Origin of the sequence: Faecalibacterium langellae, from assembly GCF_002549775.1 — a bacterium.
GTDB lineage: Bacteria > Bacillota > Clostridia > Oscillospirales > Ruminococcaceae > Faecalibacterium > Faecalibacterium langellae.
In genome coordinates this window covers 355,445-382,308 of sequence record NZ_NMTR01000021.1, presented here as the reverse complement: position 1 = coordinate 382,308, position 26,864 = coordinate 355,445, and the positions used below count along the sequence as shown (strand labels likewise).

General features: G+C 60.0%; 24 protein-coding genes. 5 read left to right on the top strand and 19 right to left on the bottom strand.

Translation table 11 applies throughout. From position 1 onward, the window contains the following. Nucleotides 1-254 precede the first annotated feature (254 nt). Nucleotides 255-1,016, top strand: coding sequence for a hypothetical protein (locus CGS49_RS10315; protein WP_097801746.1), 762 nt, complete (start codon nt 255-257; stop codon nt 1,014-1,016). 114 nt (nt 1,017-1,130) lie between these two features. Here CGS49_RS10315 and CGS49_RS10310 read toward each other — a convergent pair whose 3' ends face one another. The 17 genes from CGS49_RS10310 to CGS49_RS10230 form a co-directional block, all read right to left on the bottom strand. After that, on the bottom strand, nt 1,131-2,414 hold the full coding sequence (locus tag CGS49_RS10310; RefSeq protein ID WP_097801745.1) for an amidohydrolase family protein: 1,284 nt from the start codon (nt 2,412-2,414) through the stop codon (nt 1,131-1,133). Nucleotides 2,415-2,762: 348 nt separating this feature from the next. After that, on the bottom strand, nt 2,763-3,266 hold the full coding sequence (locus CGS49_RS10305; protein ID WP_097801744.1) for a hypothetical protein: 504 nt from the start codon (nt 3,264-3,266) through the stop codon (nt 2,763-2,765). A 122-nt stretch (nt 3,267-3,388) separates the two neighbouring features. Further along, nucleotides 3,389-4,345: a transporter substrate-binding domain-containing protein gene (locus tag CGS49_RS10300; protein ID WP_097801743.1), complete on the bottom strand. Its 957-nt coding sequence runs from the start codon at nt 4,343-4,345 to the stop codon at nt 3,389-3,391. A 69-nt stretch (nt 4,346-4,414) separates the two neighbouring features. After that, entirely contained in the window at nt 4,415-5,164 is a 750-nt protein-coding gene (locus CGS49_RS10295; protein WP_097801742.1) for an amino acid ABC transporter ATP-binding protein, read from the bottom strand. Between the two features lie 6 nt (nt 5,165-5,170). Further along, nucleotides 5,171-5,845 carry an amino acid ABC transporter permease gene (locus CGS49_RS10290; RefSeq protein ID WP_097801741.1) on the bottom strand — a complete coding sequence of 225 codons (675 nt, stop codon included), beginning with the start codon at nt 5,843-5,845 and terminating at the stop codon, nt 5,171-5,173. Next, complete coding sequence (locus CGS49_RS10285) at nt 5,826-6,485, bottom strand: amino acid ABC transporter permease (RefSeq protein WP_097801740.1); 660 nt, start codon at nt 6,483-6,485, stop codon at nt 5,826-5,828. The genes CGS49_RS10290 and CGS49_RS10285 overlap by 20 nt, the downstream gene beginning before the upstream one ends. 429 nt (nt 6,486-6,914) lie before the next feature. Continuing rightward, nucleotides 6,915-7,901 (bottom strand): TRAP transporter substrate-binding protein, encoded by a 987-nt coding sequence (locus CGS49_RS10280; protein WP_097801739.1) that lies wholly within the window; start codon nt 7,899-7,901, stop codon nt 6,915-6,917. A 122-nt stretch (nt 7,902-8,023) separates the two neighbouring features. Further along, nucleotides 8,024-9,325, bottom strand: coding sequence for a TRAP transporter large permease (locus CGS49_RS10275; RefSeq protein ID WP_097801738.1), 1,302 nt, complete (start codon nt 9,323-9,325; stop codon nt 8,024-8,026). 3 nt (nt 9,326-9,328) lie between these two features. Then, on the bottom strand, nt 9,329-9,883 hold the full coding sequence (locus CGS49_RS10270) for a TRAP transporter small permease (RefSeq protein WP_097801737.1): 555 nt from the start codon (nt 9,881-9,883) through the stop codon (nt 9,329-9,331). Between the two features lie 11 nt (nt 9,884-9,894). After that, on the bottom strand, nt 9,895-10,929 hold the full coding sequence (locus CGS49_RS10265) for a TRAP transporter substrate-binding protein (protein ID WP_097801736.1): 1,035 nt from the start codon (nt 10,927-10,929) through the stop codon (nt 9,895-9,897). 217 nt (nt 10,930-11,146) lie between these two features. Continuing rightward, nucleotides 11,147-11,938, bottom strand: a complete 792-nt coding sequence (locus tag CGS49_RS10260; RefSeq protein ID WP_097801735.1) for a response regulator transcription factor — start codon at nt 11,936-11,938, stop codon at nt 11,147-11,149. Further along, nucleotides 11,928-13,412: a sensor histidine kinase gene (locus CGS49_RS10255; protein WP_097801734.1), complete on the bottom strand. Its 1,485-nt coding sequence runs from the start codon at nt 13,410-13,412 to the stop codon at nt 11,928-11,930. Before CGS49_RS10255 ends, CGS49_RS10260 begins: the two co-directional genes overlap by 11 nt. 123 nt (nt 13,413-13,535) lie before the next feature. Beyond that, nucleotides 13,536-14,735: an aspartate kinase gene (locus tag CGS49_RS10250; protein WP_097801733.1), complete on the bottom strand. Its 1,200-nt coding sequence runs from the start codon at nt 14,733-14,735 to the stop codon at nt 13,536-13,538. 92 nt (nt 14,736-14,827) lie between these two features. Then, nucleotides 14,828-15,733 carry a homoserine kinase gene (gene thrB / locus CGS49_RS10245; RefSeq protein ID WP_097801732.1) on the bottom strand — a complete coding sequence of 302 codons (906 nt, stop codon included), beginning with the start codon at nt 15,731-15,733 and terminating at the stop codon, nt 14,828-14,830. Between the two features lie 28 nt (nt 15,734-15,761). After that, nucleotides 15,762-16,997, bottom strand: a complete 1,236-nt coding sequence (locus CGS49_RS10240) for a homoserine dehydrogenase (RefSeq protein WP_097801731.1) — start codon at nt 16,995-16,997, stop codon at nt 15,762-15,764. A gap of 32 nt (nt 16,998-17,029) precedes the next feature. After that, nucleotides 17,030-17,470: an ACT domain-containing protein gene (locus CGS49_RS10235; protein WP_097801730.1), complete on the bottom strand. Its 441-nt coding sequence runs from the start codon at nt 17,468-17,470 to the stop codon at nt 17,030-17,032. A 189-nt stretch (nt 17,471-17,659) separates the two neighbouring features. Continuing rightward, on the bottom strand, nt 17,660-20,194 hold the full coding sequence (locus tag CGS49_RS10230) for a transglycosylase domain-containing protein (RefSeq protein WP_097801729.1): 2,535 nt from the start codon (nt 20,192-20,194) through the stop codon (nt 17,660-17,662). Between the two features lie 279 nt (nt 20,195-20,473). Between CGS49_RS10230 and CGS49_RS10225 the strand changes: the two genes are divergently transcribed. Both CGS49_RS10225 and CGS49_RS14225 read left to right on the top strand, forming a co-directional pair. Further along, a complete protein-coding gene (locus CGS49_RS10225; protein WP_097801728.1) occupies nt 20,474-20,848 on the top strand; it encodes a BofC C-terminal domain-containing protein in 375 nt (124 codons plus the stop codon). A gap of 124 nt (nt 20,849-20,972) precedes the next feature. After that, on the top strand, nt 20,973-21,146 hold the full coding sequence (locus CGS49_RS14225) for a hypothetical protein (protein WP_179859065.1): 174 nt from the start codon (nt 20,973-20,975) through the stop codon (nt 21,144-21,146). A gap of 92 nt (nt 21,147-21,238) precedes the next feature. Here the strand turns inward: CGS49_RS14225 and CGS49_RS10220 are convergent, their stop codons facing one another. After that, complete coding sequence (locus tag CGS49_RS10220; protein ID WP_097801727.1) at nt 21,239-23,017, bottom strand: Na/Pi cotransporter family protein; 1,779 nt, start codon at nt 23,015-23,017, stop codon at nt 21,239-21,241. 620 nt (nt 23,018-23,637) lie between these two features. Continuing rightward, nucleotides 23,638-24,090, bottom strand: a complete 453-nt coding sequence (locus tag CGS49_RS10215; RefSeq protein ID WP_097801726.1) for a CBS domain-containing protein — start codon at nt 24,088-24,090, stop codon at nt 23,638-23,640. Between the two features lie 438 nt (nt 24,091-24,528). On the opposite strand from CGS49_RS10215, the gene CGS49_RS10210 reads away from it, so the two are divergent. Beyond that, a complete protein-coding gene (locus CGS49_RS10210; RefSeq protein WP_097801725.1) occupies nt 24,529-24,879 on the top strand; it encodes an Asp23/Gls24 family envelope stress response protein in 351 nt (116 codons plus the stop codon). 63 nt (nt 24,880-24,942) lie between these two features. Continuing rightward, the gene (locus CGS49_RS10205; RefSeq protein WP_097801724.1) at nt 24,943-26,637 is read left to right on the top strand and encodes a DAK2 domain-containing protein; all 1,695 of its coding nucleotides are present in this window, start codon (nt 24,943-24,945) and stop codon (nt 26,635-26,637) included. Nucleotides 26,638-26,864 lie beyond the last annotated feature (227 nt).

The window sequence follows — 26,864 nt, the reverse complement described above, 5'->3', positions numbered from 1 at the left end:
GCGGGCGTTTTGCGTTCAAATACAACCGCGCGCATGTTTCAACAACCATATTTCGAGCCGTTCCGCCCCGGTTTGCAGAATTTTTTCGAATTTTGACAAACTTATAGTTGTTTTTTGTTGTGAGATGTGCTATACTATGTTCAGTCAATAAAACATTCCTGCGTAAGCCGCCTGTCGTGCACCGGGTCGTCTCACGCAGCGCCCGTCCGTTATACAACGAACCGCTGTATCTCATTTTTAGGGAGGAACCGCTCATGGATGCCAACCGTTATTTTGATGCCATGCACAACGCCATGTCAGCCCAGCACCCCGGTGCCCAGCTGCTTTTAACGGTAAAGCTGCAGGACACCTGCGGCAACGATGCCTGCCTGGAGCTCAAACAGCTGCCCGGCGAGAGCACCTCCATCCTGTGCTACTCCACCATGGGCCGCCGCTGCCTGAGCTTCCAGCTGTTCCGCAAAGGCTGGCAGCTGTGCCACAACGCCGACGGCCAGCTGGTGGGCCGCTTCCCCGCCAGCGCCAACGGTCTCATCGACGAGACGGATTTCCGCGCCTACTGCCGCGAGGACCGGCTGGACCTGGCCCGCACCCAGCGCATCCTTTCTGAGCTGCAGCAGTGTGCCGGTGTCAATTACCGGGGCCGCATCCCGCAGGATGCCCGCACCGGGGCCCAGATCACCGTGGAAAGCTTTGTGGGCACCGGTGCCCGCTGGACCTATTGGAGCCAGGACGCCGCACCCAGCCTGCCGCTGGCAGCCATCCTCTATTGGCTGGCCGATTTTCTGGCCGGTGCTGAGCGCCGCACCCTGCAGGCAGACCCGCAGGCAGCGCGCCTTGCGGCCCAGTGGCTGGCCGGTGACACCGCCGTGTTCTTTCACCCGACGGTGCCCCTGACCGCCATGAACGCGGCCGCTTCGGCCAGTACCAGTGCGCCTGCCCGCCGCAGCCGTTCTGCCGTGCCTGCCGCCCGGAACAAAAGCTGGCAGAGCATCATGGCCGTGATGGCAAGCATGTGAGAAGTTCTCTCCGCTTCGCTGCGCTCAGCAGCTCTCCCGAAGGGCGAGCTTTCTATATTCGGAAGCAAAAGCCGCCTGCAAACCAAACGCTTGCAAGCGGCTTTTTCTGTGTTTTTATTCCAGATACGGGTCCAGCAATTCGTCCACCGTCTTGTTGCGCTTGGGGTTCGGTTTTTTCACCACATGGCCGCGGCAGACCACCAGCTCCAGATGCTGCAGGGCACGCAAGTCTTCCAGCGGATTGCGCTTCGTCACGATGAAATCGGCGCTCTTGCCCGGCTCAATGGAACCGGTGATGTCCCCCACCCCGGCCAGCTGGGCGTTGCGCAGGGTGGCGGTGTAGAGGGCAAACTGGTTGCTCACGCCGCAGTACTTGTGGAAATAGCACAGCTCCCGCCAGAAGTCGTACTGGGTGATGTAGGGGCAGCCCACATCGTTGCCCAGGCCCACCGGAATGCCGTTGGCAAGGGCGGTCTTGGCGCTTTCCACCACACCGTCAAAGACGATCTTGCCGTTGTACTGGTCTTTTTCCGATGCGCCGGAGACGGCCGTATCGAACAGCGCATAGGGCAGCGCCGGAGAGATGGTGGTGCACACGAATGCGCCGCGCTCCTTGTACAATTTCACCGTTTCTTCGTCCATTTTTGCGCCGTGCTCAATGGAATCCACGCCGTTTTCCAGCGCCACCTTCACGCCCTCGGGCGATTCGGTGTGCGCCGCCACGGGATAGCCCAGCTTGTGGGCCTCGTCGCAGACGGCCTTGACCATTTCCGGCGGCATTTTCAGCTCGCCGGGGGTGCCCTTCTCGGTGGCGTCCAGCACGCCGCCGGTGATCATCAGCTTGACAAGGTCCACTTTCTGGCCGCTGGCCTTTTTCAGCTGGGCCAGTGCTTCGGCGTTGTTATGGGCTGCCACGGCCACCGAGCCTGCCATGTGGCCGCCCGGCACCGAGATGCCCTCGTTGGCGGCAAGGATGCGGGGTGCCAGCAGCTTGCCGGCTGCGGCATCGTCCCGGCAGCGGGTGTCAAAATCTGCGATGCCGCCCACGGTGCGGATGGTGGTCACGCCGCCCAGCAGTTCCAGCTTTGCATAGCTGCACACCAGCCGGTAGGCCACCGCCCGGGTCAGGGCATTGCTCAGGATCTTGCGCACCAGCGCTGCATTGTCGCGGGGCTTTGCGCTGGGCTTGCCGTTGCCCGCCAGGTGCACATGCAGGTTGATGAGGCCCGGCATCACATAATTGCCGTGCAGGTCGATGACCTCATACCCGTCCAGATCGGTGCCCTCGTCCGCCAGCGCGGTGATGGTGCCGTCCTCGCACAGCAGCACCTTGTGGGCCTGGGGTTCCATATGCTGGGTGCCGTCCAGCAGAATGCCGTTGATGTAGGCTCGCTTCATTGGTGGTTCCCTCGCTTTTACACGACAGCTGTCGTTTTTTCTTCCAGTATAGCACGTTCGTGCCCCGGGTGCAATCGGGCGCACAAAAAGGGCAGGCAAAGGTTTTGCCTCTGCCTGCCCTGTTGCTCTTAGATGCGGCTGAAACCGTGCCTCCCCGCCCGTACCGACAAAAGCCGATACGGAGGCTTTTAGATGCACGCGCGATTGCATTGCTGCATTTTATCAAAGCCTTAACCTTATCCATAACCTTGATCAAATAACAAAACAACCCAAATTTGTAACCTTGTACCAGAACCTTATGGCTCTCCCAGATTCAAATAAAAACGCATTCACCCCGGAATATCACGGTCACCCCTCCAGCTCCACTTCAAATTCCAAAAGCAGATTGGCGCGGTCCAGCGTCAGCTGCAAAGCCGTCAGCTGATCACTGACACGGCGGTACTCCTGTTCCACCTGTTCTGCATCGTAGTTGCGGCAGGTCATTTCCGGAGTGTTGCTGCCATAGCCGGGGGATGTGCGCACCAGCGACGGCACCTGCTTCATCCGTGCCAGACGCTGCTTCTTTTTTGTCAGCATTGCCATGCGCACCAGTGCCTCGTCGATGGTAAACCCAAATCCCTCCAACACAGTGGTGGTATTAAACACGTTCACTGCATGACGCAGCACAGCGATCTTCTGGTTCAGCGCATCCATCTGCTGCTGCATCCGAGCAAAGTCGTAGTTTGCGGGCAGCGGTTCCTCATTGATTCCATAGGTCGTTCTGCTTTCCGCTTCTTCTTTTTTCAGCAGCCCCTCCAGGTCTTCGTTCCATGCTTTGATCATTTTATTTGCGCCTGCGGATGTCAATTTCATGCGTTGTCCCTCCCTGTCGTTTTTTCTTCCAGTATAGCACGTTCGTGCCCCGGGTGCAATCGGGCGCACAAAAAGGGCAGGCAAAGGTTTTGCCCCTGCCTGCCCTTGAACCATTTTCCGGTTTACTGTGCTGCGGATGCGGAAGCAGCCTCGGAAGAAGCAGCCTCGCTGGAAGCGGCATCGTCCGAGCCGCCCACAACGCCGCCCTCGACGACCAGCTCGTCCTCGTAGTCCAGGCCGTAGGTGTCCACCAGAGTCTCCTCATAGTCCTTGTGGAAGAAGTTCTCCTCGCCCAGTGCCTTGATCTCCTCGTTCAGCCAATCCAGCACGGTGGTGTTGCCCTGGCTCACAGCGGGAGCAATGGTGTCGGCGCTGCCCAGCGAGGGGATGCCCACGGTGTAGCCGGGGTTCTGCTTTGCAAAAGCGATGACCTCGGTGTTGTCGTTGGCCCATGCCACGCCGTTGCGGTTCTCCAGTGCATTCTTTGCAGTTGCGTAGGAATCGTACTTCTGCAGCGGGATGTCGGGATACTCCTTGGTCAGGTAGGTCTCGGCGGTGGTGCCGGAGATGACGATCATCTGGTCATCGGCGTTCCAGTTGTCCAGCGTGGTGACAACGGCATCGTCCGGAGAAATGACGCCCAGGGCCACGTTCATGTAGGGCAGAGCGAAGTCCACTTCCTCAGCACGCTCGGGGGTGACGGTGAAGTTTGCCAGGATCACATCCACCTTGCCGGTCTGCAGGTACTCGATGCGGTTGGCAGCCTCGGTGGAAACGTAGTTGATCTCCACGCCCAGGTCTTCGCCCAGACGGTTGCCGAAGTAGATGTCATAGCCCTGATACTCGCCGTTCTCGTCCACATAGCCGAACGGGTTCTTATCGGAGAAGACGCCGATATTGATGGTGCCGGACTCCTTGATCTCGTCCAGGGTGCGGTACACGACGCCGCTGCCGGAAGCAGCACTGCCAGATGCTGCAGTGGAAGCAGAGGAGCCGCCGCATGCGGTCAGCGCGGCAGCAGCGGACACGGCACCCAGGCCCAGCAGGAAGGAACGACGCGAAATTTTGGACTGTTTCATAATGGATTCTCCTTTACAAAATCTTTCCCATGGCCCCGGAACCCCCGGAGCCGTTATATGATCTGTGACTCATTTCACAGCATCAAACGTGAAGGTGCGCAGGAAGCGCTGCGCGCGCTCGGTCTTGGGGTGGTCGAAGAAGTCCGCCGGGGCAGCTTCTTCCACGATCTTGCCGCCGTCCAGGAAGATGACCCGGTTGGCGATGGCGCGGGCGAACTGCATCTCGTGGGTGACGATGATCATGGTGCGGCCCTGCTTGGCAAGGTCCAGCATCACGTCCAGCACCTCGCGCACCATTTCGGGGTCGAGGGCGGCGGTCACTTCGTCAAACAGCAGGATCTCCGGGTGCATACACAGGGCGCGCACGATGGCCACGCGCTGCTTCTGGCCGCCGGAAAGCTCGCGGGGGTAGCTGTTTTTCTTGGCCAGCAGACCCACGCGGTCCAGCAGGGCTTCGGCTTCCTTCTGCACCTCGTCCTTCGGGCGCTTCTGCACCTTGGTGGGGGCCAGCAGGATGTTATCCAGCACGGTCAGGTGCGGGAACAGCTCGTAGCTCTGGAACACCATGCCGATGCGCTGGCGCAGCTGGGTCAGGTTCTTGCCGCCGTAGGCGACCGTTTCATTGCCCAGCCGGACGCGGCCGCTCTGGGTGGGTTCCAGACCATTCAGACAGCGCAGCAGGGTGCTCTTGCCGCAGCCGGAAGGGCCGACCACCACGATGACCTCGCCGGGCTTGACGGCAAAGCTGATGTCGTCCAGCACCGGGGTCTCACCATAAGCCTTGATCAGATGTTCAACAGTCAAAATAGGTTCTGCCATGTGCGGTCACTTCCATTTCTTCTCGAGGTAGCTTGCCAGCAGGCTGATGGGCCAGCAGGCAAAGAAATATAACACGAAAACCGTGAGATAAATGCCGAAAGCGGCGTTGGGGCTGGCGGTGCGGTTGGCTTCGATGATCTGCTGAGCCACCTTGATCACCTCCACCACGCCGATCATCAGCACCAGACTGGTGGTCTTGATCATGCGGGTGATCAGGTTGATGGACAGCGGGATCAGGCGGCGCACCGTCTGCGGGATGATGATGTACCAGTACGCCTGCGCGCGGCTCATGCCCAGCGCTTCAGCGCTTTCGTACTGGTGCTTCGGGATGGCGATCAGTGCACCGCGCACAAGGTCGCTCATCTCGGCGGTGCCCCACAGCACGAACACGATGACCGACGCCGTCTCGCCGGAAAGGTTCCACCCAAAGGCGCGGGTGGTGCCGAAGTAGACGAGGAACAGCAGCACCATCTGCGGCATGATGCGGATAAACTCCAGATACAGCCGCAAAATCGCCTTGATGATGGGGCTGCGGAAGGTCATCAGCACGCCCAGCAGGATGCCCAGCGGCAGGCTGATGAGCACCGAGGTGGCACTGATCTTGAGCGCCACGCCCAGGCCTCCCAGCAGACGGGCCAGGTTTTTGCCCTTGAACAGGACGTCAAGACCCAAATCCAGCATAGCGCAGCCTCCTTTCGATCAGGCTGCCCACGATGGACACCGGCAGCAGAATGATGAGGTAGAACACCACCAGCAAAAACAGGCACTCGATGGTCTTGGAGTACATGCCGATGAGGTCCTTGGCCGTGAACATCAGGTCCATCAGGCTGACCGCGCTGAACACGCTGGTCTCCTTGAGCAGGAAGATGACGTTTGCCATGAAGGCCGGCATGCTGGTGGACATGGCCTGCGGCAGAATGACGTACCGCATAGCCTGCCAGCGGTCCATGCCCAGGCTGTAGGCGCTTTCGGTCTGGATCGGCTCAATGGCCTCCAGACCGCTGCGGAATGCTTCGGCCATGTAGCTGCCGCCCAGGAAGGCCAGACCCGCGATGCCGCAGAGCTCGGCGTTGGTACGGATGCCCACCTTGGGCAGGCCGTAGTAGATGAAGAACAGCTGCACCAGCAGCGGTGTGTTGCGGGAAAGCTGGATGTACACCCCCACGATCTGCCGCAGCACGGGAATTTTGTCATACTGGATCACCGCGCACACAAGGCCGATGACGATGGCAAAGATGATGCCTGCGACGCCCAGCCGCAGGGTGAGCACGGCGGCTTTCTGATAAAGCGGCAAATATTGCTGGATCGCATTCCAGTCCATTGCCGGACCCCCTCCTTGTTATCCTGATACTGCGAAGGCCAAAACAAAAAGCCCGGAAGCCCTATGCAAGCTTCCAGGCAGTTGACGACCTTCGGGCTGCACCCTTTGTGCAGCGCTGCGGGACATGCTCAGAATGCACGCCCGTTTGCAAGGCAGCCGGTCCGGGAAGCGTTCGCAGAACAACAACACATTGCGCAACAACACATCATGACCGTTTCCTCCCTGCAGTTTTTGTTCCGGGCCGTTCCGGCCCATTGCTGGTAGTTTACACCCCATTCCCCACTATGTCAATATGATTAAGGGCATTTGTAAAAATCTCCGCGCAGCCAACAAAAAACCGCCTTTCTGCCCCGTGAAATTTATCTACTTTTGCAAGAAAGCTGTTTTTACTCCGCGGACAAAAATCGACCCGTCCGGGTAAGTTTCGGCTTACTCCTGCTGGATCTCCTCCACCAGCGGCAGATAGGCGGCGCAGAACTGTGCATACAGCGGCTGCACCAATGTGCGGAAGCGCTCCAGTTCTTCGTCCGAGAGGGTGATCTCGCGGCAGCCGGCGTCCAGCGCCTTCTGGCGGGCCGCCGTCTCCTCCTGCGCCCAGAGCCCGCGCTCATACTGCGCTGACTCCCGCGCGCACTCCCGCAGCGTTTCGCGGTACTCTGTCGGCAGCTTCGTCCAGGTGCTGTCGCTGGCCAGCTGGATCTCCGGCACGCGGCTGTGCTCGTCCAGCGTGTAATACCGCGCCACCTTGTAGTGGTCCATAGAGTAGTAGGCCGGCCAGTTGTTCTCGGCCGCGTCGATCTGCCCCGTCTGGAACGCCGCATAGACATCGCTGTAGGCGGTGGTTTCCGGCACCGCGCCCAGCAGCCGGATCATTTCCAGAATGACCGGCGAATCCTGCACGCGGACCGTCTTGCCCGCAAGGTCCGCAAGGCTGCGGATGGGCTGGCGGGAATAGAACGACCGGGCCCCGGCGTCGTACCAGCTCAGGCCCACGCAGCCGCCCTCGGCGAAAGCCTGCAGAAATTCTTCGCCAATGTCCCCGTCCAGCACCCGCCACATATGGCCGGCATCCCGGTAGAGGTAGGGCAGCATCAGCACATTCAGCTTGGGCAGATCGTCGGTGAGGACGGACAGCGAAAGCCGGGCAAAGTCCACCCCGCCGATGGCCAGCTGCTGCCATACCTCCTGCTCGGTGCCGTACTCGCCGTCGGCCTTTACCTGAATGACCACCTTGCCCCCGGTGCGCTCCCGCACAAGGTCGGCGAAATACTGTGCGCCCTGGGTGGTTGGATAGTCAGAGGGCTGGTTGTCGGCATAGGTCAGCACGTAGTCCGGCACCGTCTGCGGCGCGGTGCCGCAGCCTGCCAGCTGCAGCGCTGCAAGGCCCGCCCCGGCCAGAAATGTCCGTCTGCGCATGATGCACTCCCCCTTTGCCCTTGTAGTATAGCGCATTTTGCCTTCTTTGTGCAAGCGGTATGGAAAAGGGCGGTGCCTTTTGCAAGGCACCGCCCACGGAGAAGAAAAGGATGATATCTGTTTTACATCAGGCCCATTGCCTGGGGCAGTGCGATAGACACTGCGGGGATGAAGGTGACCAGCAGCAGGCCGCCGATGATGGCCACATAGTACATGAGCATGTACGGCATGACCTTGGACAGCGAAGTGCGGCCCACCTTGATGCCGACGAACAGGGCGTTGCCAACGGGCGGGGTGATGTTGCCGATGCACAGGTTGTACACGAGGATCAGACCGAACTGGATGGTGCTCATGCCAAAGCTCTGGCAGATGGGCAGGAACAGCGGGGTGAAGATCAGGATAGCCGGGGTCACGTCCATGAAGGTGCCGGACACCAGCAGGATCACGTTCATGATGAGCAGGATGATGTACTTGTTGCTGGTCAGGCTCAGCAGAGCGGCCGCCACAGCGTCCGGGATCTGCAGGAAGGCCATGACCCAGCCCAGAATGTTGGAAACGCCCACCAGGAAGACCACCATGCCGGACATCTTGGCAGAGTCCACAATGATCTTCCACAGGCTCTTGAGGTTGATGGAGCGGTAGCAGAAGGCCAGCACCAGAGCATAGACAACGGCAATGGCCGAGCCCTCGGTGGCGGAGAACACGCCGCCGATGATGCCGCCGATGACCACGATGATCAGCGAAAGGCTGGGCAGGGCGCGCAGGGTGCACACGCCCAGGTTCTTCCAGTCGAACTTGCCCGGTGTGCCCTTATAGCCCAGCTTGATGGCCAGCAGCACGCCCACCACGCAGCAGCACAGTGCCCAGATGATGCCGGGAATGTAACCAGCCATGAACAGGGCAGCAACAGACGTGCCGCCGGAAGCCAGCGAGTAGGTGATCAGGGCGTTGGACGGCGGGATCAGCAGGCCGGAGCAGGAGGAAGCCGCGTTGGTGGCGGCGGTGACGGCGGGGTCATAGCCCTGCTCCTCGGCACCGTCGCGGATCATGGAACCGACGGCAGCGGCAGCGGCGGAAGCAGAACCGGAGATGGCACCGAACAGGGCATTGGTGCCGATGTTGGTCACCAGCAGCGCGCCGGGCAGCTTGCCCAGAATGGCCATGACGAAATCGACCAGACGCTTTGCAATGCCGCCCTGGTTCATGATGTTGCCCGCCAGGATGAAGAACGGGATGGCGGTCAGGCTGAACTTGCTCATGCCCACAAAGGTGCGCTGGGCAGCGGTAAGCACGGCAACGTTCAGATCAATGGACGAGAGGATAGCGGTCAGAGAAGAAACCGCAATGGCGTACGAGATAGGCACACCGAGGAACAGCAGCACCAGCAGGACTGCCAGAATAACGAGTAATGCTTGAATTGCCACAGCTTAGTCCTCCTTGTTATCTTTATCAGCTTCGGCAGCCATTTCAGCTTCCACCTTGGCGAAGTCTGCATCCTCCGGGGTATCCAGACTGATGGAGCCGTTGGCAATGCCGATGATGTTGAGGATGGAGTAGATCAGGATGATCACACCGCAGACGGGCATGACCCAGTAGAACACGCCCACGGCCACACCCAGCGAGGATGTCTGCTGGCCCATGGCCAGCTTGGACACCTGGAAGCCGCCGAACACCAGAATGGCGGCGGAGAAGATGAAGGCGATGACCTCGGCAAAGATGTGGAAGGCCTTGCGCATGGTGGGGTTGAAGCGGTCCACCAGCACGGGGATGTTCATGTGGCCGCGCTCGCCGGAAACGATGGTGGCACCCAGCATGGTGCTCCAGCCGAACAGATAGCCCACCAGTTCTTCCGACCAGGTGGAGGGCGAATTGAAGATGTAACGGACGATGACCTGATAGGTGGTCAGCACCACCATGACGGTCATGCTCAGGCCTGCCAGCAGGTTGAGCACCTTGTTCAGGGTATTTCTCAGTTTTTCCATGATGCTCCTCCTCAGTCTGCGGTGTTGGCCGCGTTATGCTGCTGGATCAGGTCGTAAATGGGCTGCAGCTCCGGGTTTGCGGCCAGCACAGAGTCATGCAGGGGGGCCATTGCCTCCTGGAACGGAGCAGTGTCCGGGTAGATGAAGTTGACGTGCTGCTCGTTCTCGGCCTTATCCTTGGCCTCGGCTACAGCGTCCTCCCAGGCGCCCTGCTCGACCTGCTTGACGATCTCGAAGCCCTCATTGAAGATGGCGCGCTCCTCGTCGCTGAGGCCCTCCAGGAAAGCATAGTTCGCCACCAGCAGGTCCGGCACCATCTGGTGCATATCGTAGGAGTAATACTTGCAGATATCGCCGTGGCCGTTGTCGGTCAGGGCCAGCTCGTTGTTCTCGGCACCATCCAGGATGCCGGCCTGCAGGGCGGTGTACACATCGCCGAAGCCCATGGGGGTGGCGGTGCCGCCCAGCAGACGCATCATTTCCACGTTGGTGGGCGACTGCTGCACGCGGATCTTCAGGCCCTTCAGGTCGGAGGGCTGGTTGATGGGGGTCTTGATGGTGTAGAAATTGCGGGTGCCTGCGTCCAGCCAGGCCACCGTCTCCAGACCGGCCTTGGAGGTGGTCTTGAAGATGGGGTCCGTCACCTCGGGGTCGTCCATGGCCTCGTGGTAGGCCTCCACGCTGGAGAACAGGTACGGCAGGTTGAAGATCTGGTATTTGGCGCTGAAGGTCTCCATGATGGCAGTGGACGCCACCACAAAATCGATAGCACCGGTCTGGGTCAGCTGCACCATTTCGGTCTGGGAGCCCAGCAACTCACTGGGGTAGACCTCCACACGGTACTTATCGCCCAGCTTTTCATTGATGTGGTCGGCAAACGCTTCCAGGCCCAGGTGATCCGGGTGGGTCTGGGACTGCACATGGCCGATGCGCACGATCTTGCGGTCGTCATCGGAGCCGGCGCCGCAGCCGGTAAGCATCGCGCCGCTTGTCAGTGCCGCTGCGCCCATCAGCGACAGAAACGTTCTTCTTTTCATGAATTGCATCCTCTCTTTTCGCTTTTTCGCATTCTTTCATGTTTTTATTTTAACAAGCTGTGAATTTTTTCGAAACGGGAATTTTTTGCGAAAGCCAGCACGATTTTGTCTTTGTTGTATCCAAGTACAAATTTCGTGCGGTGCGGACGAAAGAAACTGGCAAAAAGTAAACCGGGAGCAGGCTGATTTCTCCGCCCGTTCCCGGTCATTTTGCACAAAATCAGTTTTATTGGATGCTCTGCTCTGCCGCTGCCGTCCGGTACTCGGAAGGCGTCTGCCCGGTGAGCCGCTTGAACACCCGGGTGAAGTAGTTGGCGTCCGCATAGCCCACCGCCGTGCCCACGTCCTTCAGGCTCAGGCGGGAATCCCGGATGAGCTGCTGGGCCTTTTTCACCCGGTACTCGTTCAGGTAGGCCGAAAAATTTACCTTGAAGCACTGCTTGAACAGCTTGCAGAAGTAAGCGTCCGAGTAGCGCAGGGCTGCTGCCGCGTCCTGCATGGAGATGTCCTCCCGGTAGTGATTCTCGATAAAGTTGCCGATCTCGGCCCGGATGATGGTGGTGCGCACATCTTCGTCTTCCTCCCGGCGCACCGGGGCCGGGGCGGATGCCGGGGCCGGGCGGCTGGGCCGCGTGGGCCGGGCCGTCACCTGATGGATGGCTTCCTCCACCGCAAACACCAGCTCCTGCTCGTTGTAAGGCTTGAGCAGGTAGTCCAGCGCCCGCACCGAGATGGCCTGCCGCGCGTAGGCAAACTTATCATAGCCGGTGAGGAACAGGATGGCACAGTTCTTATCCGTTTCACGAATTTTGCGTGCCACTTCCAGCCCGTTGGCACCGGGCATCTCGATATCCAGAATGGCCGCCTGCGGGGCTTCCCGCTCAAAAATTTCGATGGCTTCCCGGCCGTTCTTCGCTTCATACAGGGTGATAAGGTCGCCCAGATACTTCTGCAGCGTCTTGCACAGCACCTTGCGCTCGATCAGCTCATCTTCCGCCACCAGCAGCTTACACTTCATGCGAACCATCCTCCTCTCGGTCCTCCTGCGGGATCTCGAACCGGATCACCGTGCCGTGCCCTTCCCGGCTGAAGACCTGCATCCGGCCCTCCGGGTACAGCATGGTAATGCGGCGGGAAATGTTGCCCAGCCCGATGCTGCGGCCGGTGCGCTCGCTCTGGGCGATCTTTTCCTGCAGGGCGTCCAGCTCCGCCGGGGTCATGCCCCTGCCGTTGTCTGCCACAGTGAGGATCAGGGTGCGGCCCTGCATCCAGCCCCGCAGCAGGATGCGCCCGCCTTCCTCGCAGGACTTGAGCCCGTGGGAGAAGGCGTTTTCCACGATGGGCTGCAGGGTGAAGGACGGCAGCCGCACCGCCGCCGGGTCGGCTTCGATCTTCTTTTCCACGGTGATGCGCCCATCAAAGCGCATCTGCTGCAGGTAGATGTAGTCTTCCAGCCCGTCCAGTTCTTCTTCCAGCGTCACTTCCTGCTGCTTGGTGCGCAGGTTGTGCCGGAACAGGCTGCCCAGGTGCACGATCATCTGGTCGGTAGTGGACGCATCTTCCAGCCGGGCCATACAGGAGATCATGTTCAGGGTGTTGAACAGAAAATGCGGGTTCACCTGGCTTTTCAGCACTTCCAGCCGGGTGTGTTCCAGGTCCTTTTCCAGCGCCAGATTCCGCACCTCCTCCCGGTGCAGGGCGTTCAGGGTGGAGAGGTGTTCCGCCATGGCGTGCTTCATGCGGTTGAAGGTGCCGGTGAGCTGGCCCACCTCGTCGCCGCTGTGCACCGGCAGGTCCGCGCCGGTGTAGTCGCCGCCCGCAATGCTGCGGGACGCCTGCGCCAGCCGCAGCAGCGGCTGCACCACGGCCCGGTTCAGCACCCGGATGAGCAGAAGCATCAGTGCCACTGCCGCCGCCAGCAGCCCAAAGTAGAGCCACGGCAGCCGCTGCAGCCGGGTGGCCTGGCTGCTGTAGGTGGTGTTCTCCTGCTCCAGGGTGGCCTGGGTCAGCCGCAGGGCATACTCGGCCAGATAATCCTGCTGGTCCATCACGGCGTACATCCGCTCCACATAGTCTTCCGCCGAGGGGGCCAGCTGCAGGAAGGCGTCCCGCGCCTTCTGGTAGCCCGCATAGCCCTGCCGCAGGCTCCAGGTGCGGGCATAGCGGTCCTCGCCGATCTTGGCGTAGTCGAAGGGCAAAGCGGCAAGACTTTCTTCCGCCGCCGCGCAGGCATCGGCAAAGGTCTGACTGCTCTCCTGCGAGGGCTCCCGCACATAGTGCTCGAAGGCGCGGGTCTCCTCTTTGATGGCATCCTGCACGGCATAGCAGGCAGCGTTATCCTCCAGCAGGGTGTCGAAGGCCTTCACGGTCCACTGACCCACCGCCGTGGCAATGCCGATAGAGATCAGGGTCACCAGCAAAATGGCCGCAAGCCACCCGGTGGCCTTTGCGCGCAGTGACATCTGTTTTTGTGCCGTCGTCTGCTGTTCCATGCTGCTCCCCCGCCCTGTTCGTCCGTTTTCTATCAGTATAATAATTTTCCGCAAAAAGTGCAACAAAAAAGCCGCACCGTTTCCAAAAGAAACAGTGCGGCGGCAGTTCAGGCTATTTTAAGATCAATCGAACAGCATGTCGTGGATGGAGCTGACAGCCTTGTCGGCATCCTCACGGTTGATGATGCAGGAGATCTTGATCTCGCTGGTGGAGATCATCTTGATGTTGATGTTGTTGTTGGACAGTGCTTCGAACATCTTGGAAGCAACGCCGCTGTGGCTCTGCATACCGGCACCCACGATGGAGACCTTGGCGCAGGTGGTGTCCACACTGACATCCTTGAAGTGTGCGCTCTCCTTCAGCACGCGCATGGCCAGGTCGGCTTCACCCTCAGAGCAGGTGAAGCTGATGTCCTTCTTGCCGTCGCGGCCGGTGGACTGCAGGATGATGTCCACGTTGATGTTCTTCTGGGCCAGCAGGCCGAAGATCTTGAAGCTCATGCCCGGCTCATCGGGAACGTTCAGAATCGTGATAACAGCAACATCGGTGTCCTTTGCGACGCCCTTGATCAGCATACCTTCCATGTCTTTCGTAACCTCCTTGACCACCGTACCGGGGACGGGATTCAGGCTGGAGAGCACCTCCAGCTCCACGTTATACTTCTTTGCCAGCTCAACGCTGCGGTTGTTCAGCACCTGTGCGCCCAGAGATGCCAGCTCCAGCATCTCGTCGAAGGTGATCTCCTCCAGCTTGCGGGTGTTGCGCACCTTGCGCGGGTCGGCGGTGTAAACGCCTTCCACATCGGTGAAGATCTGGCAGCGGTCTGCGTGCAGGGCGGCCGCAATGGCAACTGCGCTGGTGTCGGAGCCGCCGCGGCCCAGGGTGGTGATATCGTCCAGCTTGTTCAGACCCTGGAAGCCTGCCACCACCACCACACGGTTGCGCTCCAGCTCGGAGGAGATACGCTCGGTCTCCAGGCGGGTGATGCGTGCCTTAGTGTAGGCGCGGTCGGTGCGGAAGCCTGCCTGCCAGCCGGTCAGGCTGATGGCATGGCAGCCCAGCTCGTTCAGGGCCATGGCCAGCAGCGAAATGCTGATCTGCTCGCCGGTGGCCAGCAGCATATCCATTTCACGCGCCGAAGGGTTGTGGGTGATCTCCCCTGCCTTGGCGATCAGGTCATCGGTGGTGTCGCCCTGAGCAGACACCACCACAACTACGTCATTGCCCGCGTTGTGGGTGTTGGCCACAATGCGCGCCACGTTGAAGATACGGTCACGGTCCTTCACCGAAGAACCGCCGAACTTCTGTACGATCAACGCCATATCTTGTCACTCTCCTCTTTTTGCCCCCGTACACACGGGGTCTCACCGGGCGGAAGCGGTTGGCACAGCCTTGCACTTCCCTTACCCGTTTATCATTCCACAGTCGCGCCGGTGTTATCGGCATCCAGTCGCAGCAGTGTAAATGCTTCACATCCGTCCAGACCTTCCAGCAGCTCCAGACCTTTTTCCAGCTTGGAATAGAACTTTTCGGCGTCGGCCTTCTCGGCCACCGCCATCACGGTGCTGCCTGCGCCGGAAACATAGACAGCCTTTGCGCCGCACAGCCGCGCCATGTCGAACACCTCTTTGGAGCCCGGCATCAGCGGCATACGGTAGGGCTGGTGCAGCTTATCCTCGGTGGCAATGGCCAGCAGGTCGTGGCGGCCCTCGCAGAACGCGGCGGGCACCAGCGCTGCGCGGGACAGGTTATACACCGCATCCCGGTGCGAGACTTCCTTCGGCAGGGCTGCACGAGCCGCTTCGGTCAGCAGCTTGTAGTCCGGCACGATGGCGGCAAAGCACAGCGTTTCGTCCACGTTGCGCTTGACCGAGTAGACCTTGCCATCCTCAAAGACGCTGCTGGTCAGGCCGCCCAGCAGGGCCGGGGCCACGTTATCCGGGTGGCCCTCGATGGAAGTAGCCAGCGTGAGCAGCTCCTGGGTGTTGAGCACATCGCCCAGCATCCGGTTCGCGCCAAGCAATCCCGCGATGATGCAGGCCGAGGAAGAACCCAGGCCGCGCGCCATGGGGATGGGGTTCGTCTGGGTGATCTTCAGGGGCGGGATCTGCTTGCCCACCTTCTCGAACAGGCCCTTTGCCGAGCGGTACACGAGGTTCGACTCGCCGCGCGGGATGCGGGTGCCGTCTGCGGACGAGATGTCCAGCACTTCGCTTTCCTCAAAGGTGACCGTATTATACAGCGTCACCGCCAGACCCAGTGCATCGAAGCCGGAGCCGATGTTCGCACTGGTGGCCGGGACAGAAACCTTGATCTTCATAGCCGCCGCACCTTTCTTTGTTCCGTTATCAGTTTTCTTCCGGCAGACGCTTGAGCACCAGCTTCACGCTGCCGCCCACGGCCTCCACCTTGCGGGCTGCTTCGGTCAGCGCCTTCTCGTCGGCGCGCTCCACGAAGTAGGCGCAGCCGTCGTAGCGCTCATCCACCACCTTGCCGTAACCGTAGATGGCTTCCACCACCGCCGGAGCAATGCCCGCTACACGCACATAATATGCGGCGGGTGCCGGGTCGGTGAGCATGCCTTCCACCGGCTCGGCGGGCTGCCAGTACAGGCTGTCGTGCACCTTGGAGCCATGCTTGAGGGCATCCACCACGTCGGCCACCACAGCGCTGGCGGTGGGCAGCTTGCCTGCGCCCTTGCCGTAGAACACCACGTCGCCCAGCATATCGCCCTTGACCAGCACTGCATTGAACACATCGTCCACGCTGGCCAGCTGGTTTGCCTTGGGCACCAGACACGGCTCCACACCGGCAGCCACGCTGCCATCCTTGCCGCGCTTCATCCATGCGATCAGCTTGATCACGCAGCCCAGCTTCTCGGCCGCTTCCACGTCCGCCGTGGTGATATCGCGGATGCCGCGGGTGGGGATGTTCTGAGGGTAGATCTGGTGGCCGCAGACCAGCGAGGACAGGATGGCGATCTTGCGGCAGGCGTCGCGGCCGTCCACGTCGTCGCTGGGGTCCTTGGTCTCGGCGTAGCCCAGCTCCTGTGCGATCTTCAGCGCGTCGTCAAAGCCCAGACCCTCGCGCACCATCTTGGTGAGCATGAAGTTGGTGGTGCCGTTCACGATGCCCTGCACCTCGGTGATGACATTGGCCGCCAGGCACTGGTGCATCGGCGTGATGATGGGCGTGCCGCCGCCCACCGAAGCCTCGAACAGGAAAGCGCAGCCATGCTCCTTGGCCAGAGCCAGCAGCTCGGCACCGTAGGTGGCCACCATCTCCTTGTTGGAGGTGCACACACTGCGGCCACTCTCCAGGCAGGCCTTCACATACGGGTAGGCGAAGCGGGTGCCGCCGATGGTCTCGACCACGACCTTGATCTCCGGGTCTTCCAGAATGGTGTCAAAGTTCTTGACGAACAGATGGGCTGCCGGGTGGTTCGAAAAATCCTTCGGGTCCAGGATATACTTGACCTCCACCGGTTCGCCTGCGCGGCGGGAGACGCCCGCGGCGTTGCGGCACAGCACTTCGTAGACACCGCTGCCCACCGTGCCAAAGCCCAGAATTGCAATTTTAGCCATTGTTGTTCTCCCTCGTTTCCCTATTTCTGCGATCAGAGATTGTATCCGCAGTGCACGCCCACCACCATGTGCTGGCGCGAAAGCTTTTCCGTGAGTTCCTCCGGGGTCATCTGCATGGTATCGGTGCGGATGGTGACAGCCACCAGTGCGGCACCGTTCTCCGGCGTGGACTGATTGATGGTGACGATACTTGCACCGGCGGCGCTGATGCCGGCCAGCAGGCTCTGCAAAGCGCCCGTCTCGTCCCGCAGGGTGGCCATGACGGTGATGACCTCGCGGCCGTTCTCGGAATCAAAGATGCAGTCCTTATACTTATAGAAGGCGCTGCGCGAAAGGTCCACGGCGCGGGTGGCAGCGGAAATGCTGCGTGCTTCCCCGCTGGCCAGCAGTTCTTTGGCACGGACCACCTTCAGGAAAACTTCGGGCAGGACCTGCGCATCGACCAGATAAAAGCGGCGTTCCAACTTGTTCACCTCACAAACACAAGTGTTCTTGCAGTGAATATAATAACATCCGGTCCCCTGCTTTGCAAGAGGCCGGATGCGTTTTTGGCAGATTATCCAGTTTTGGCTTGTGAAGTGCGGTGTTTCCTTGCCGGAATTATGGGCAGAAGCCGAAGTTGTACGACTTTTGCCCGTTTTGTCCGCGCGCGGGCTACAGAATCACTCGGTATCCAGGGCACTTGTATCCGACGGGATGACAGTCTGCTCCGGGGCCGCATCACCTGCCGGGGCGGCGGTGTCGGCCGGGGTCTCGGCTGCCGCACTGGCGTGAGAGTAGTTGCAGGTATCGGGCAGATCATCGGCGCGGTAGTAGCCCACTGCCGTGCTCGGGCAGGAGGCACCGGCCAGCAGACCGCTCTGGGTGCAGTAGCGGCGCTCCACTACGCCATCGGACGTGGGGAATGCCTTATAGGGCAGGTCTGCCTGCACCTGCTCCATCAGTGCCTTCCAGGCGTTGACGCAGGTGCGGGTCTTGGCCTGCTGCTTGCCCAGGGTCTTGGTCATATCATAGGGTGCGTCGTAGCCCCACCACACAGCGGTGACGTAGTACGGCGTGCCGCCCACGAACCACAGGTCCTTTTCGTCGCTGGCGGTACCGGTCTTACCAAAGGCTTCCATGCCGTTGGAGTTGGGGTAGCGGCCGCTGGCAGTACCCACGCTGGAGTACAGCACGTTCTTCAGCAGGCGGTTCATGACGTAGGCGGTATCCGGCGTCAGTGCCTGATAGCTGGTGGCGTTGTTCTCCAGATAGATGTTGCCATCGCGGTCCAGCACACGGGTGTACAGGTGCGGGGTGGTGTATTCGCCGTCATAGAAGATCTGGAAGGCGGCCGCCAGCGCCGTCGGGGTAACGCCGTGGGTCTGGCTGCCCATGACCATCTGGGCCAGACCCACATCGTTGGTGGGGTCCAGCGTATCCAGCTGCAGGGTGTTGTAAACAAAATTGAAGATATTGCTTGCGCCCACCAGGTCGCCCACGCGGACGGCAATGGTGTTCAGCGAGCGGGCCAGACCGTTCCACAGCGGCACATCGCTGTTGTCGCCATAGCTGCCGCCGTAGTTGCGGGGCCAGCTGCGCCATGCGTTGGGGTAAGCACGCAGCTGCTTGTCGGTCAGGCCCATCAGGCCGTTCTTGCGGCAGTAGTCCTCATCGCGGATGACCATGTCCTGCTTCTGGTACAGGGGCGAGTTGTTGAGCATGGTGGACCAGTTCACCAGACCATATTCAATGCCCAGTGCATAGGCACCGATGGGCTTGATGGTGGAGCCGGTCTGCCGGGTGACACTATAGGCGCGGTTCAGCGAGAGGCTCTTGGTCTTTTCGCCCAGACCGCCCACGATGGCGATGACGTTGCCGTCATAGTCCAGCGTGACCATGGCCGCCTGGGTGCGGACGTTGCGGTAATAGTAGACCGTGCCGTCGTCGCCGGTGCGGGTCTTGGGGGTGCCGTCGTCGTTCATCACCTGGATGTCGTCGTCCGAGATGGAGGTGACTTCTTCATCATGCCAGCCGGCCGGGAAGTAGGCATCGTCGGTGTTCAGCATCAGGTTCTCCATGGCGGACTGCACCTTGGTGTTGACGGTAGCCTCGATGGTGAAACCGCCGGTGTACAGCAGCTTCTGCGCTTCCGACTCGGTGATGTTCTCCTTCGCCATGATGTCCTGCACCACTTCGGTGAACAATGCATCGGTGAAGTAAGAGGTGACGGAGGAAGTCTTCTTGGTGTCCTCCTCCTCGGCCAGCACCAGCGGCTGCGCGGCCGCATTGCGGTACTCGTCCTCACTGATGACGCCCTGCTGCCACATGTTGTACATGAGGAAGTTGCGGCGGTTGATCAGGTTTTCCGGGTTCGTATAAGGGTTATAGTTGGTGGGGTTCTTGGTGATGGAGGCGATGGTGGCGCACTCCCACAGAGTCAGCTGGCTGACATCCTTGTTGAAGTACTCGTTCGCCGCCGTCTGCACACCCTGGATGGTGCCGGTGAAGCTGATGGTGTTCAGGTAAGCTTCCAGGATGGTCTCCTTGGAGTAGCTCTTGCTCAGGCACAGGGCGCGGTAGATCTCGCGCAGCTTGCGCAGGGCACCCTCGATGCCGCTGGCGCTGTCATCCTCGGTCAGGTTCTTGATCAGCTGCTGCTCCAGCGTGGAAGCGCCCTGCTTCGAGCTGTAGATGGGCAGCAGATATTCGTTGACCATGGCACCGATGGTGCGCTTGAAGTTGACGCCGGGCTCATTGTAGAAGTCCTTGTCCTCGGTGCAGATGAACGCATACTGCAGGTTCGTGGGGATCTGCTCCAGGTCTGCCCACACGCGGTGGCTGTTGGAGGAGCGCAGGGTGGCATACTCCACCTGGGCACCGGTGTCCGGGTCGGTGGCCATGACCACACTGGACTGGCTCAGCTGGATGTTGTCCAGGTCCAGCAGGTCGCCGTCGTTGGCGGTGGCCTGCACCACATAGTACACCATGCCCACGGCCACCAGGCTGCCGAGCATGACGCCCAGGCAGATCAGGGTGGCGATGGTGCGGCCGATGAACCGCAGGATGGGATGGTTCTTTTTCTCCTTCGGTTCCTTCGGCGGCTTGGCACCGCCCGGTTCCCGCGCGGGCTGTTCCCGGCGGCTGTTGTTCACGTTCACCCTACGGCCCGCCGGTGCGGCCGAATGTTCTTCGCCGCTGCGGCGGATCTTTCTCATCTCATTGTCGGAGATAGAAATCGCCTCCTATCATTACAGGCTGATGATCCAGCGCCACGCGCTGGGAATGTTTGTTTGCGGCGTGCACACTGCTGCACGCAATACCATATTATAGCACGCCCGCCGGACACGGGCAAGGACCAATCTTCGTCCGGAACGGTCCCAGTTATGGTTAGTATATCACATTCTGCCGGTCAAAGTACAGCATTCGGATGTGAAAAATGTTTACCATTCCCCTTTTCCGGCCATACTTTTTCCTGAAAGGAGCGTGTTTTCCCCATGCGCAAGCTGTACACCTGCCTGTTCTACGGGCTGTGCGTGTTCACCATTGCATTCAGCCTGTTCTGGATGGCCCTGCCGCGCCTCACTCTGCCCTCCCCTGCCGGGAGCGAAACGCCGCCCTCCTCGGCAGAAGAAAGCCTTGCTGCGCAGGCCCTGCCGGAGCTTTCGGCCCAGGGGTATCTGCTGCAGGACAAGGGCGGCCGGGTGGCCGTGTATCGCTGCGATGCAGACGGCACCGCCGGGGCCCTTCTGACCGTGACCGGCATCTACACGAACCTGCTGCCGGAAAACGACGCGCTGCGCATCAAGCAGGGCATCCGGGTGCACAGCGAGCTGGAGCTGGACCAGCTGCTGGAAGACCTGGGGGAGTAAGCCGCGCCTTAACTTTATATGTCAAATCTGTCATTTTTTATTGACATCGCAATGATGTAATTGTATAATAATTAAAGAGAGTAAAGTTTCTTAGCCAGTGTGAGAAGAAGGAAGTGTGGTCCCCATGTCCGAACCGATCCGGCTCCATTACCAGTGCCATTTCTGCGGGATGCAGACCAGCAAGGATCTGCAAAGCGGCCCGCCCAACCCCGGCGTGTGCAACAAATCGCCCAAAGTGGATGGTTTCCACACCCACCACAAGTGGGTCATCATCCCGCAGCGTGCCGCTCAGCGCTGAGTATTCTCATTTTGTCTGCCTCATACTTTTTCAAAAAACAAAACCCTCCGACGCACGCCGGAGGGTTTTGCTTTTTTTGTCGATTTACCTTTTTATGCTTCCATGGATTCCAGCGGGATGAGGTAGGCCTTGCGGCACTCCTCATACTCCAGCATGTAGTCTTTGGTGGGGTTGTGGTGCATGATGCTCTTGAGGGTGTGGGAGTCGTAGTCTTCGCCCGCATCCATGCCGATGAGCCGGGCTGCGATGTTGGAGCAGTGGTCCGAGATGCGCTCGGCGTTGTTCAGCACGTCCAGGAACACCACGCCGGTGTCGATGGAGCACACACCGTCCTTCAGGCGGCGGATGTGCTGGTCGCGCAGGCGTTCCACCATCACGTCGATGATCTCCTCCAGCGGCTCCACCTGAGCCGCCTTGTGCATGTCGTCGTTTTCAAAGGCGTCGTTGGTCAGGTTCAGGATGCGCTCCAGCGCCTGCTCCAGCAGCTTGAGCTCCTTCTGGGCACTCTCGCTGAAGGAAGCTTCCTTCTCGTTCAGCTCCTCGGCCTTTTCCATAATGTTCACGGCATAGTCGCCGATGCGCTCGAACTCGGTGACGAAGTTCAGCAGTTCGGTCACCTCGTGGCTCTCGTCGTCGCCCAGCTCCTGGTCGGTCATCTTAATAAGGTAGTTGGAGATGGCCACTTCCATGCGGTCGATCAGGTTCTCGCGCACCTTGATGGCGCTGACGGTGTCTTCGTCCAGCTTCAGCAGCATGGGCGCGGCAAGGTTCACGTTGCGGGCGGCGCGGCGGGACATCTTCACCACCGCGTTCTTGGCCTGCTGCAGGGCCACGGCCGGGCTCTTGAACAGGCGTTCGTCCAGCACGGGCATGCTCAGCTCCTGGGCTTCCTCGGCGTTGTCCGGCACGGTGAGCATGGCCAGCTTGGACAGCACGCCGCTGCAGGGCAGGAACAGCAGCATGGCGCAGATGCTGGACAGGGTGTGGATGTTTGCGATGGAGCTCTTGTTCATCACGTCATGCCACATGGGGATGCCAATGGTGAACTGCACCGCATACACCAGCGCCAGCAAGATCACGCTGCCGATGACGTTGAAATACAGGTGGATGAGGGCGGCGCGCTTGCCGTCCTTGGAGGAGCCGCCGATGGTCAGCAGCGGAGTAAAAGCCGTGCCGATGTGGGCACCCAGAATGATGGGGATGGCCGAGCTGAAGGTGACAAGGCCGGTGCTGGACAGCGCCTGCAGGATGCCCACCGAAGCCGAAGAAGACTGGATGATGACGGTGACCACCACGCCCACCAGAACGCCCAGGATGGGGTTGGTCATGGTGACGAACAGGTTCTGGAACACCGCACTTTCCCGCAGGGGGGCCACGCCGGTGTCCATCAGGCTCATGCCGGTGAACAGGATGCCGAAGCCCAGCATGATCTGACCGATGTTCTTTTTCTTGGCGTTGCGCAGGAACACATAAAAAATGCAGCCGATGAACGCCACCACAGGCGCAAAGGTCTTGGGCTGAATGAGGGTCAGCCAGAGGCTGTCGCCGGAGATATCCGCCATGCGGATGAGCTGGCCGGTGACAGTGGTACCAATGTTTGCACCCATGATGACGCCTACCGACTGCGTCAGGGTCATGATTCCGGAGTTGACCAGGCCGACACAGATGACGACGGTGCCAGCCGAGGACTGAATGACACCCGTGATAAGGGTGCCGAAGATAACGCCTTTGATGGTGGAGGAGGTCAGCTTTTGCAGCACGCCCTGCATTTTGCCGCCCGCCAGCTTTTCCAGACCGGCACCCATGATGGACATGCCGTACAGGAACAGCGCGATGCCGCCCAGCAAAGAGGTGATGTGAGTGATATCCATAACGATACTCCTAGCAGATGATCTTCCGTTTAACGCTTTTTTGACAGCACACAGCCGCCGGGGCACGCCTTGCATCGGTTTGTCCCGGCAGCCGTTCGGGCCGCCCGCCCATCCTTCCGGGCGGAGTGCACAGTTTTTGTGCCGCGGCCGCGCTTGCTGTTATTATATCATCTTTTCCCCTGCAACAACAAGGTTTATTTTACATGAAAACCACTTTTTCTACACATTTTTCCGCTTCTGAGCTTTTCGCAGACGGCTTCTTTTCAATTATTTTACATTGATTTTACAAACGCACCAAACGCGACCGCAGTTAAGCGGCGCTTACCCCGCCAGTTCTTCCATGGCCTCGCGCACCGTATCCGCCGAGAACAGGAACACCCCATTGCCGGTGTATACCTCCACATGGCTCCCCACATAACGCAGTTCATACTCTTTCATTCCTGTTCCCTCCTGTGCTGTTTTGTGTTAGTTTTTGGAGCGTTTTCGTTCCATGGCCGTATTATCGCACAGAAGCCATCCCATAAAACGGACTTTCAGGCTGTTTTGCGCAAAAAAGCTGCCCCGCACCGTTTTTCGTGCAGGGCAGCTCCCGTTACCTATTTATGATAATATATACCGTTTCAGTGCACCGCCGCATACTCCGGCAGGCGCTGGCTCTGCGGCTTTTGCTCGGTGCGGGCCTTTTCGTAGCAGTAGCGGATGATGGCCTGCCGCCGCACGATGCCGATGAAGCTGCCCCGGTCGTCCACCACCGGCACAAAGTTCTGGTTCATGGCGGCTTCGATCAGCTGGTCCATGCTGGTGGTGACCGTGACGGCCTTATAGTCGCGCTTATGCGGGAAGGCCGAGATGGGCACGTCCTCAGCGGCCTCCAGGTCCAGCCCGTGGAACTTTTTCAGCCCCCAGAGGATATCGCCCTCGGTCAGGGTGCCCACATACTTGCCCTGCCGGTTCAGCACCGGGATGGATGCATAACGGTTGTTCTCCCACTTTTCCAGCGTCTGACGAAGGGTGAAATCATCGTAAACGTACATCAGATCCTGCTTGGGAGAAAGGAAAAACAGAATGTTCATGACAACAGCTCCTAAAAATGTGATGATCTTGCAGCGCAAAAAACAGCGCAGTCTTTCCGCACAGCGGGACCCTGCGCCGCAGTCCCTATCCTTGGTTCCATTTTAGCACTTTTCCATAGACAGATAAAGCGTTCTCACCCACCTTTTATAATTTTTTAACAGATTGTTTGCTTTCTTTCGTCATACTTTCGGGTTTGATAAAATCGACTCGCGTCCGGTATCTTACCGCTTTTGCGGCGCGAAACGGCCCGAAAGCCGCGCCGCGCACAAAAAATGCCGCAAAAAACTGCGATGCCAGCAATTAGAACTGTACAACCGGGCTTTGAAGTTGTATAATGGAATGGGTATTTCTCGGTGAGCGCCGTGCTTTCGCGCCCGGCCGGGCACCCCAGACCTTGCATGTGTTTTACGAAACTAACATAAAGGAGCAGAGCGACTATGATCACTTCCCGTTTCCCTCTGGGGGATGTCAGCTTTACCTCCGGGTACTTTGCGACCCTGGTGGGTGAAGCAGCCAAGCAGTGTTACGGTGTTGCCGCAATGGCACCCCGCGATATGACCGATGCCGTCAGAAGCATGGTGCACGGTTCCGATTACCCGGAAAAAGGTGTCCGTGTCACGCAGGAAGATGGGCGTCTGGTGATCGAGCTGCACATCGCCGTGAGCTACGGCCTGAACATCTCCACTGCTGCCCGCAGCATCTCCCACCGCGTCAAGGACGAGGTGGAGCAGGCCACCGGCCTGAAGGTCGCCCGCGTGGTGGTCTCGGTGGACGATGTGATCGGCTGAGCCTGACGTTTCATCCCAGTGCCGGGGCGCTTTTCCCCGGCGAGATACAAGGAGTAATAAAGAATGATTTCTGGTAAGATCCTGCGCGACGCCATTATTTCCGGCGCCAACAACATCAACAATCAGCGCTCCCGCGTGGACGAGCTGAACGTCTTCCCCGTCCCGGACGGCGACACCGGCACCAACATGGGCATGACCGTGGGTGCTTCCGTGCGTGAGCTGGAAGCCCTGGACGACAGCTGCACCGTGGGCGAGGCCGCCAAGACCGCTGCCTCCGCCATGCTGCGCGGCGCACGCGGCAACTCCGGCGTTATCACCAGCCTGCTGTTCCGCGGCTTCTCCAAGGCTCTGGAAGGCAAGAAGGAAGCCGACGCTGCCGACATCGTCGAGGCCCTGAAGAAGGGTGTCGAGGGTGCTTACAAGGCCGTCATGAAGCCCACCGAGGGCACCATCCTCACCGTGGCCCGTGTGGCCAGCGAGGAAGCTGCCGCCTGCGGTGCCGCCGATGTGCCCGCCCTGTGGGACGTGGTGATGACCGCGGGCCAGAAGGCCCTGGACGACACCCCGAACCTGCTGCCTGTTCTGAAGAAGGCCGGCGTCGTGGACGCAGGCGGTCAGGGTATCCTGATCATCTTCGAGGGCATGGGCAAGGTGTTCCATGGTGAGCCCATCGTGGCAGGCGGCGAGCCCGCCCCCAACAAGGCCAAGCTCTCCACCGAGAACGCCGGCAAGGGCGTCTTCACCGACGACCTGATGAAGGTGGAGGACATCAAGAACGGCTACTGCACCCAGTTCCTCATCAACAAGAACGAGGGCGCCAGCGCCGCAAAGATGCGTGCCTTCGCCGAATCCAACGGCGACAGCGTGGTGTGCATCGAGGATGACGACGTCATCAACCTGCACGTGCACACCGCCGACCCCGGCAAGATCCTGAGCGAGGCCATCAAGTACGGCTACCTGACCAACTTCAAGATCGAGAACATGCACGAGCAGTTCCTGGCCCGCCAGCGCCAGGGCAAGAGCCTGGAAAAGCAGGCTTCTGCCGAGAAGGCTCCCGCACAGGCCAGCGAGTTCGTCTACGCCGCTGTGGACCCCAGCCGTGACTACGGCTTTGTGGCCGTGGCAGCAGGCGAAGGCCTGAAAGCCGTGTTCACCGATCTGGCAGCCGACGCTGTCGTTTCCGGCGGCCAGACCATGAACCCCGCCACCGAGGACATCCTCGCCGCCATCCAGAGCGTGCCCGCCAAGACCGTGTTCGTGCTGCCCAACAACAAGAACATCATCATGGCTGCCGAGCAGGCCGAGAAGCTGGCCGACCGTCAGGTGATCGTGCTGCCCACCCGCACCGTGCCCATGGGCATCACCGCTCTGCTGAACTTTGATCCTTCCGTGAACGCCGAGACCAACACCATCAACATGATGGCAGCGGCCGATAAGGTGTCCACCGGCCTGATCACCTACGCTGCCCGCGACAGCGAGTACGACGGCAAGCGCATCAAGAAGGGCGAGATCATGGCGCTGGAGAACGGCAAGATCGTCTCCACCTCCAACGACATCACCAAGGCCACCTACCGTCTGGCCCGCGGCATGTGCAAGAAGGACTCCAGCTTCGTCACCATCATCTCCGGCTGCGACGTCAGCGACGAGGACGCCGAGAAGGTGACCGAGATCGTCAAGGCAAAGTGCCCGAACCACGTCGAGGTCAGCCACATCCGCGGCGGCCAGCCCGTGTATTATTATATGATCAGCGTGGAGTAAGCACTCCCCTGCCCTGATCTGGCATTATCGCAAACTATAAAGAGGCTGCTGCATGGTATTCCGTGCGGCAGCCTCTTTTTCTAGTAAAAAAGCAAGGCTGGAAGTTCCGCAGAACTTCCAGCCTTGGAAATTATAAAATACCTTTCCGCTGAAAATGCCCAAAGCACACGCGGCGGGCATTCAAAATCGTCCAGACCTGACAAAAGGCCGCTGCACAAAATCTGTGC

What these genes read in the sequence shown, in the direction of transcription:
- CGS49_RS10315 (WP_097801746.1), top strand. Translation starts at nt 255, where the DNA reads ATGGATGCCAACCGTTATTTTGATGCCATGCACAACGCCATGTCAGCC.
- CGS49_RS10260 (WP_097801735.1), bottom strand. Translation starts at nt 11,938, where the DNA reads ATGAAGTGTAAGCTGCTGGTGGCGGAAGATGAGCTGATCGAGCGCAAG.
- CGS49_RS10220 (WP_097801727.1), bottom strand. Translation starts at nt 23,017, where the DNA reads ATGGATATCACTCACATCACCTCTTTGCTGGGCGGCATCGCGCTGTTC.
- CGS49_RS10250 (WP_097801733.1), bottom strand. Translation starts at nt 14,735, where the DNA reads ATGGCGTTGATCGTACAGAAGTTCGGCGGTTCTTCGGTGAAGGACCGT.
- CGS49_RS10290 (WP_097801741.1), bottom strand. Translation starts at nt 5,845, where the DNA reads ATGCTGGATTTGGGTCTTGACGTCCTGTTCAAGGGCAAAAACCTGGCC.
- CGS49_RS10215 (WP_097801726.1), bottom strand. Translation starts at nt 24,090, where the DNA reads ATGAACATTCTGTTTTTCCTTTCTCCCAAGCAGGATCTGATGTACGTT.
- CGS49_RS10240 (WP_097801731.1), bottom strand. Translation starts at nt 16,997, where the DNA reads ATGGCTAAAATTGCAATTCTGGGCTTTGGCACGGTGGGCAGCGGTGTC.
- CGS49_RS10285 (WP_097801740.1), bottom strand. Translation starts at nt 6,485, where the DNA reads ATGGACTGGAATGCGATCCAGCAATATTTGCCGCTTTATCAGAAAGCC.
- CGS49_RS10310 (WP_097801745.1), bottom strand. Translation starts at nt 2,414, where the DNA reads ATGAAGCGAGCCTACATCAACGGCATTCTGCTGGACGGCACCCAGCAT.
- CGS49_RS10255 (WP_097801734.1), bottom strand. Translation starts at nt 13,412, where the DNA reads ATGGAACAGCAGACGACGGCACAAAAACAGATGTCACTGCGCGCAAAG.
- CGS49_RS10300 (WP_097801743.1), bottom strand. Translation starts at nt 4,345, where the DNA reads ATGAAACAGTCCAAAATTTCGCGTCGTTCCTTCCTGCTGGGCCTGGGT.
- CGS49_RS10230 (WP_097801729.1), bottom strand. Translation starts at nt 20,194, where the DNA reads ATGAGAAAGATCCGCCGCAGCGGCGAAGAACATTCGGCCGCACCGGCG.
- CGS49_RS10270 (WP_097801737.1), bottom strand. Translation starts at nt 9,883, where the DNA reads ATGGAAAAACTGAGAAATACCCTGAACAAGGTGCTCAACCTGCTGGCA.
- thrB (WP_097801732.1), bottom strand. Translation starts at nt 15,733, where the DNA reads ATGAAGATCAAGGTTTCTGTCCCGGCCACCAGTGCGAACATCGGCTCC.
- CGS49_RS10265 (WP_097801736.1), bottom strand. Translation starts at nt 10,929, where the DNA reads ATGCAATTCATGAAAAGAAGAACGTTTCTGTCGCTGATGGGCGCAGCG.
- CGS49_RS10280 (WP_097801739.1), bottom strand. Translation starts at nt 7,901, where the DNA reads ATGCGCAGACGGACATTTCTGGCCGGGGCGGGCCTTGCAGCGCTGCAG.
- CGS49_RS14225 (WP_179859065.1), top strand. Translation starts at nt 20,973, where the DNA reads ATGTCCGAACCGATCCGGCTCCATTACCAGTGCCATTTCTGCGGGATG.
- CGS49_RS10205 (WP_097801724.1), top strand. Translation starts at nt 24,943, where the DNA reads ATGATTTCTGGTAAGATCCTGCGCGACGCCATTATTTCCGGCGCCAAC.
- CGS49_RS10225 (WP_097801728.1), top strand. Translation starts at nt 20,474, where the DNA reads ATGCGCAAGCTGTACACCTGCCTGTTCTACGGGCTGTGCGTGTTCACC.
- CGS49_RS10305 (WP_097801744.1), bottom strand. Translation starts at nt 3,266, where the DNA reads ATGAAATTGACATCCGCAGGCGCAAATAAAATGATCAAAGCATGGAAC.
- CGS49_RS10210 (WP_097801725.1), top strand. Translation starts at nt 24,529, where the DNA reads ATGATCACTTCCCGTTTCCCTCTGGGGGATGTCAGCTTTACCTCCGGG.
- CGS49_RS10295 (WP_097801742.1), bottom strand. Translation starts at nt 5,164, where the DNA reads ATGGCAGAACCTATTTTGACTGTTGAACATCTGATCAAGGCTTATGGT.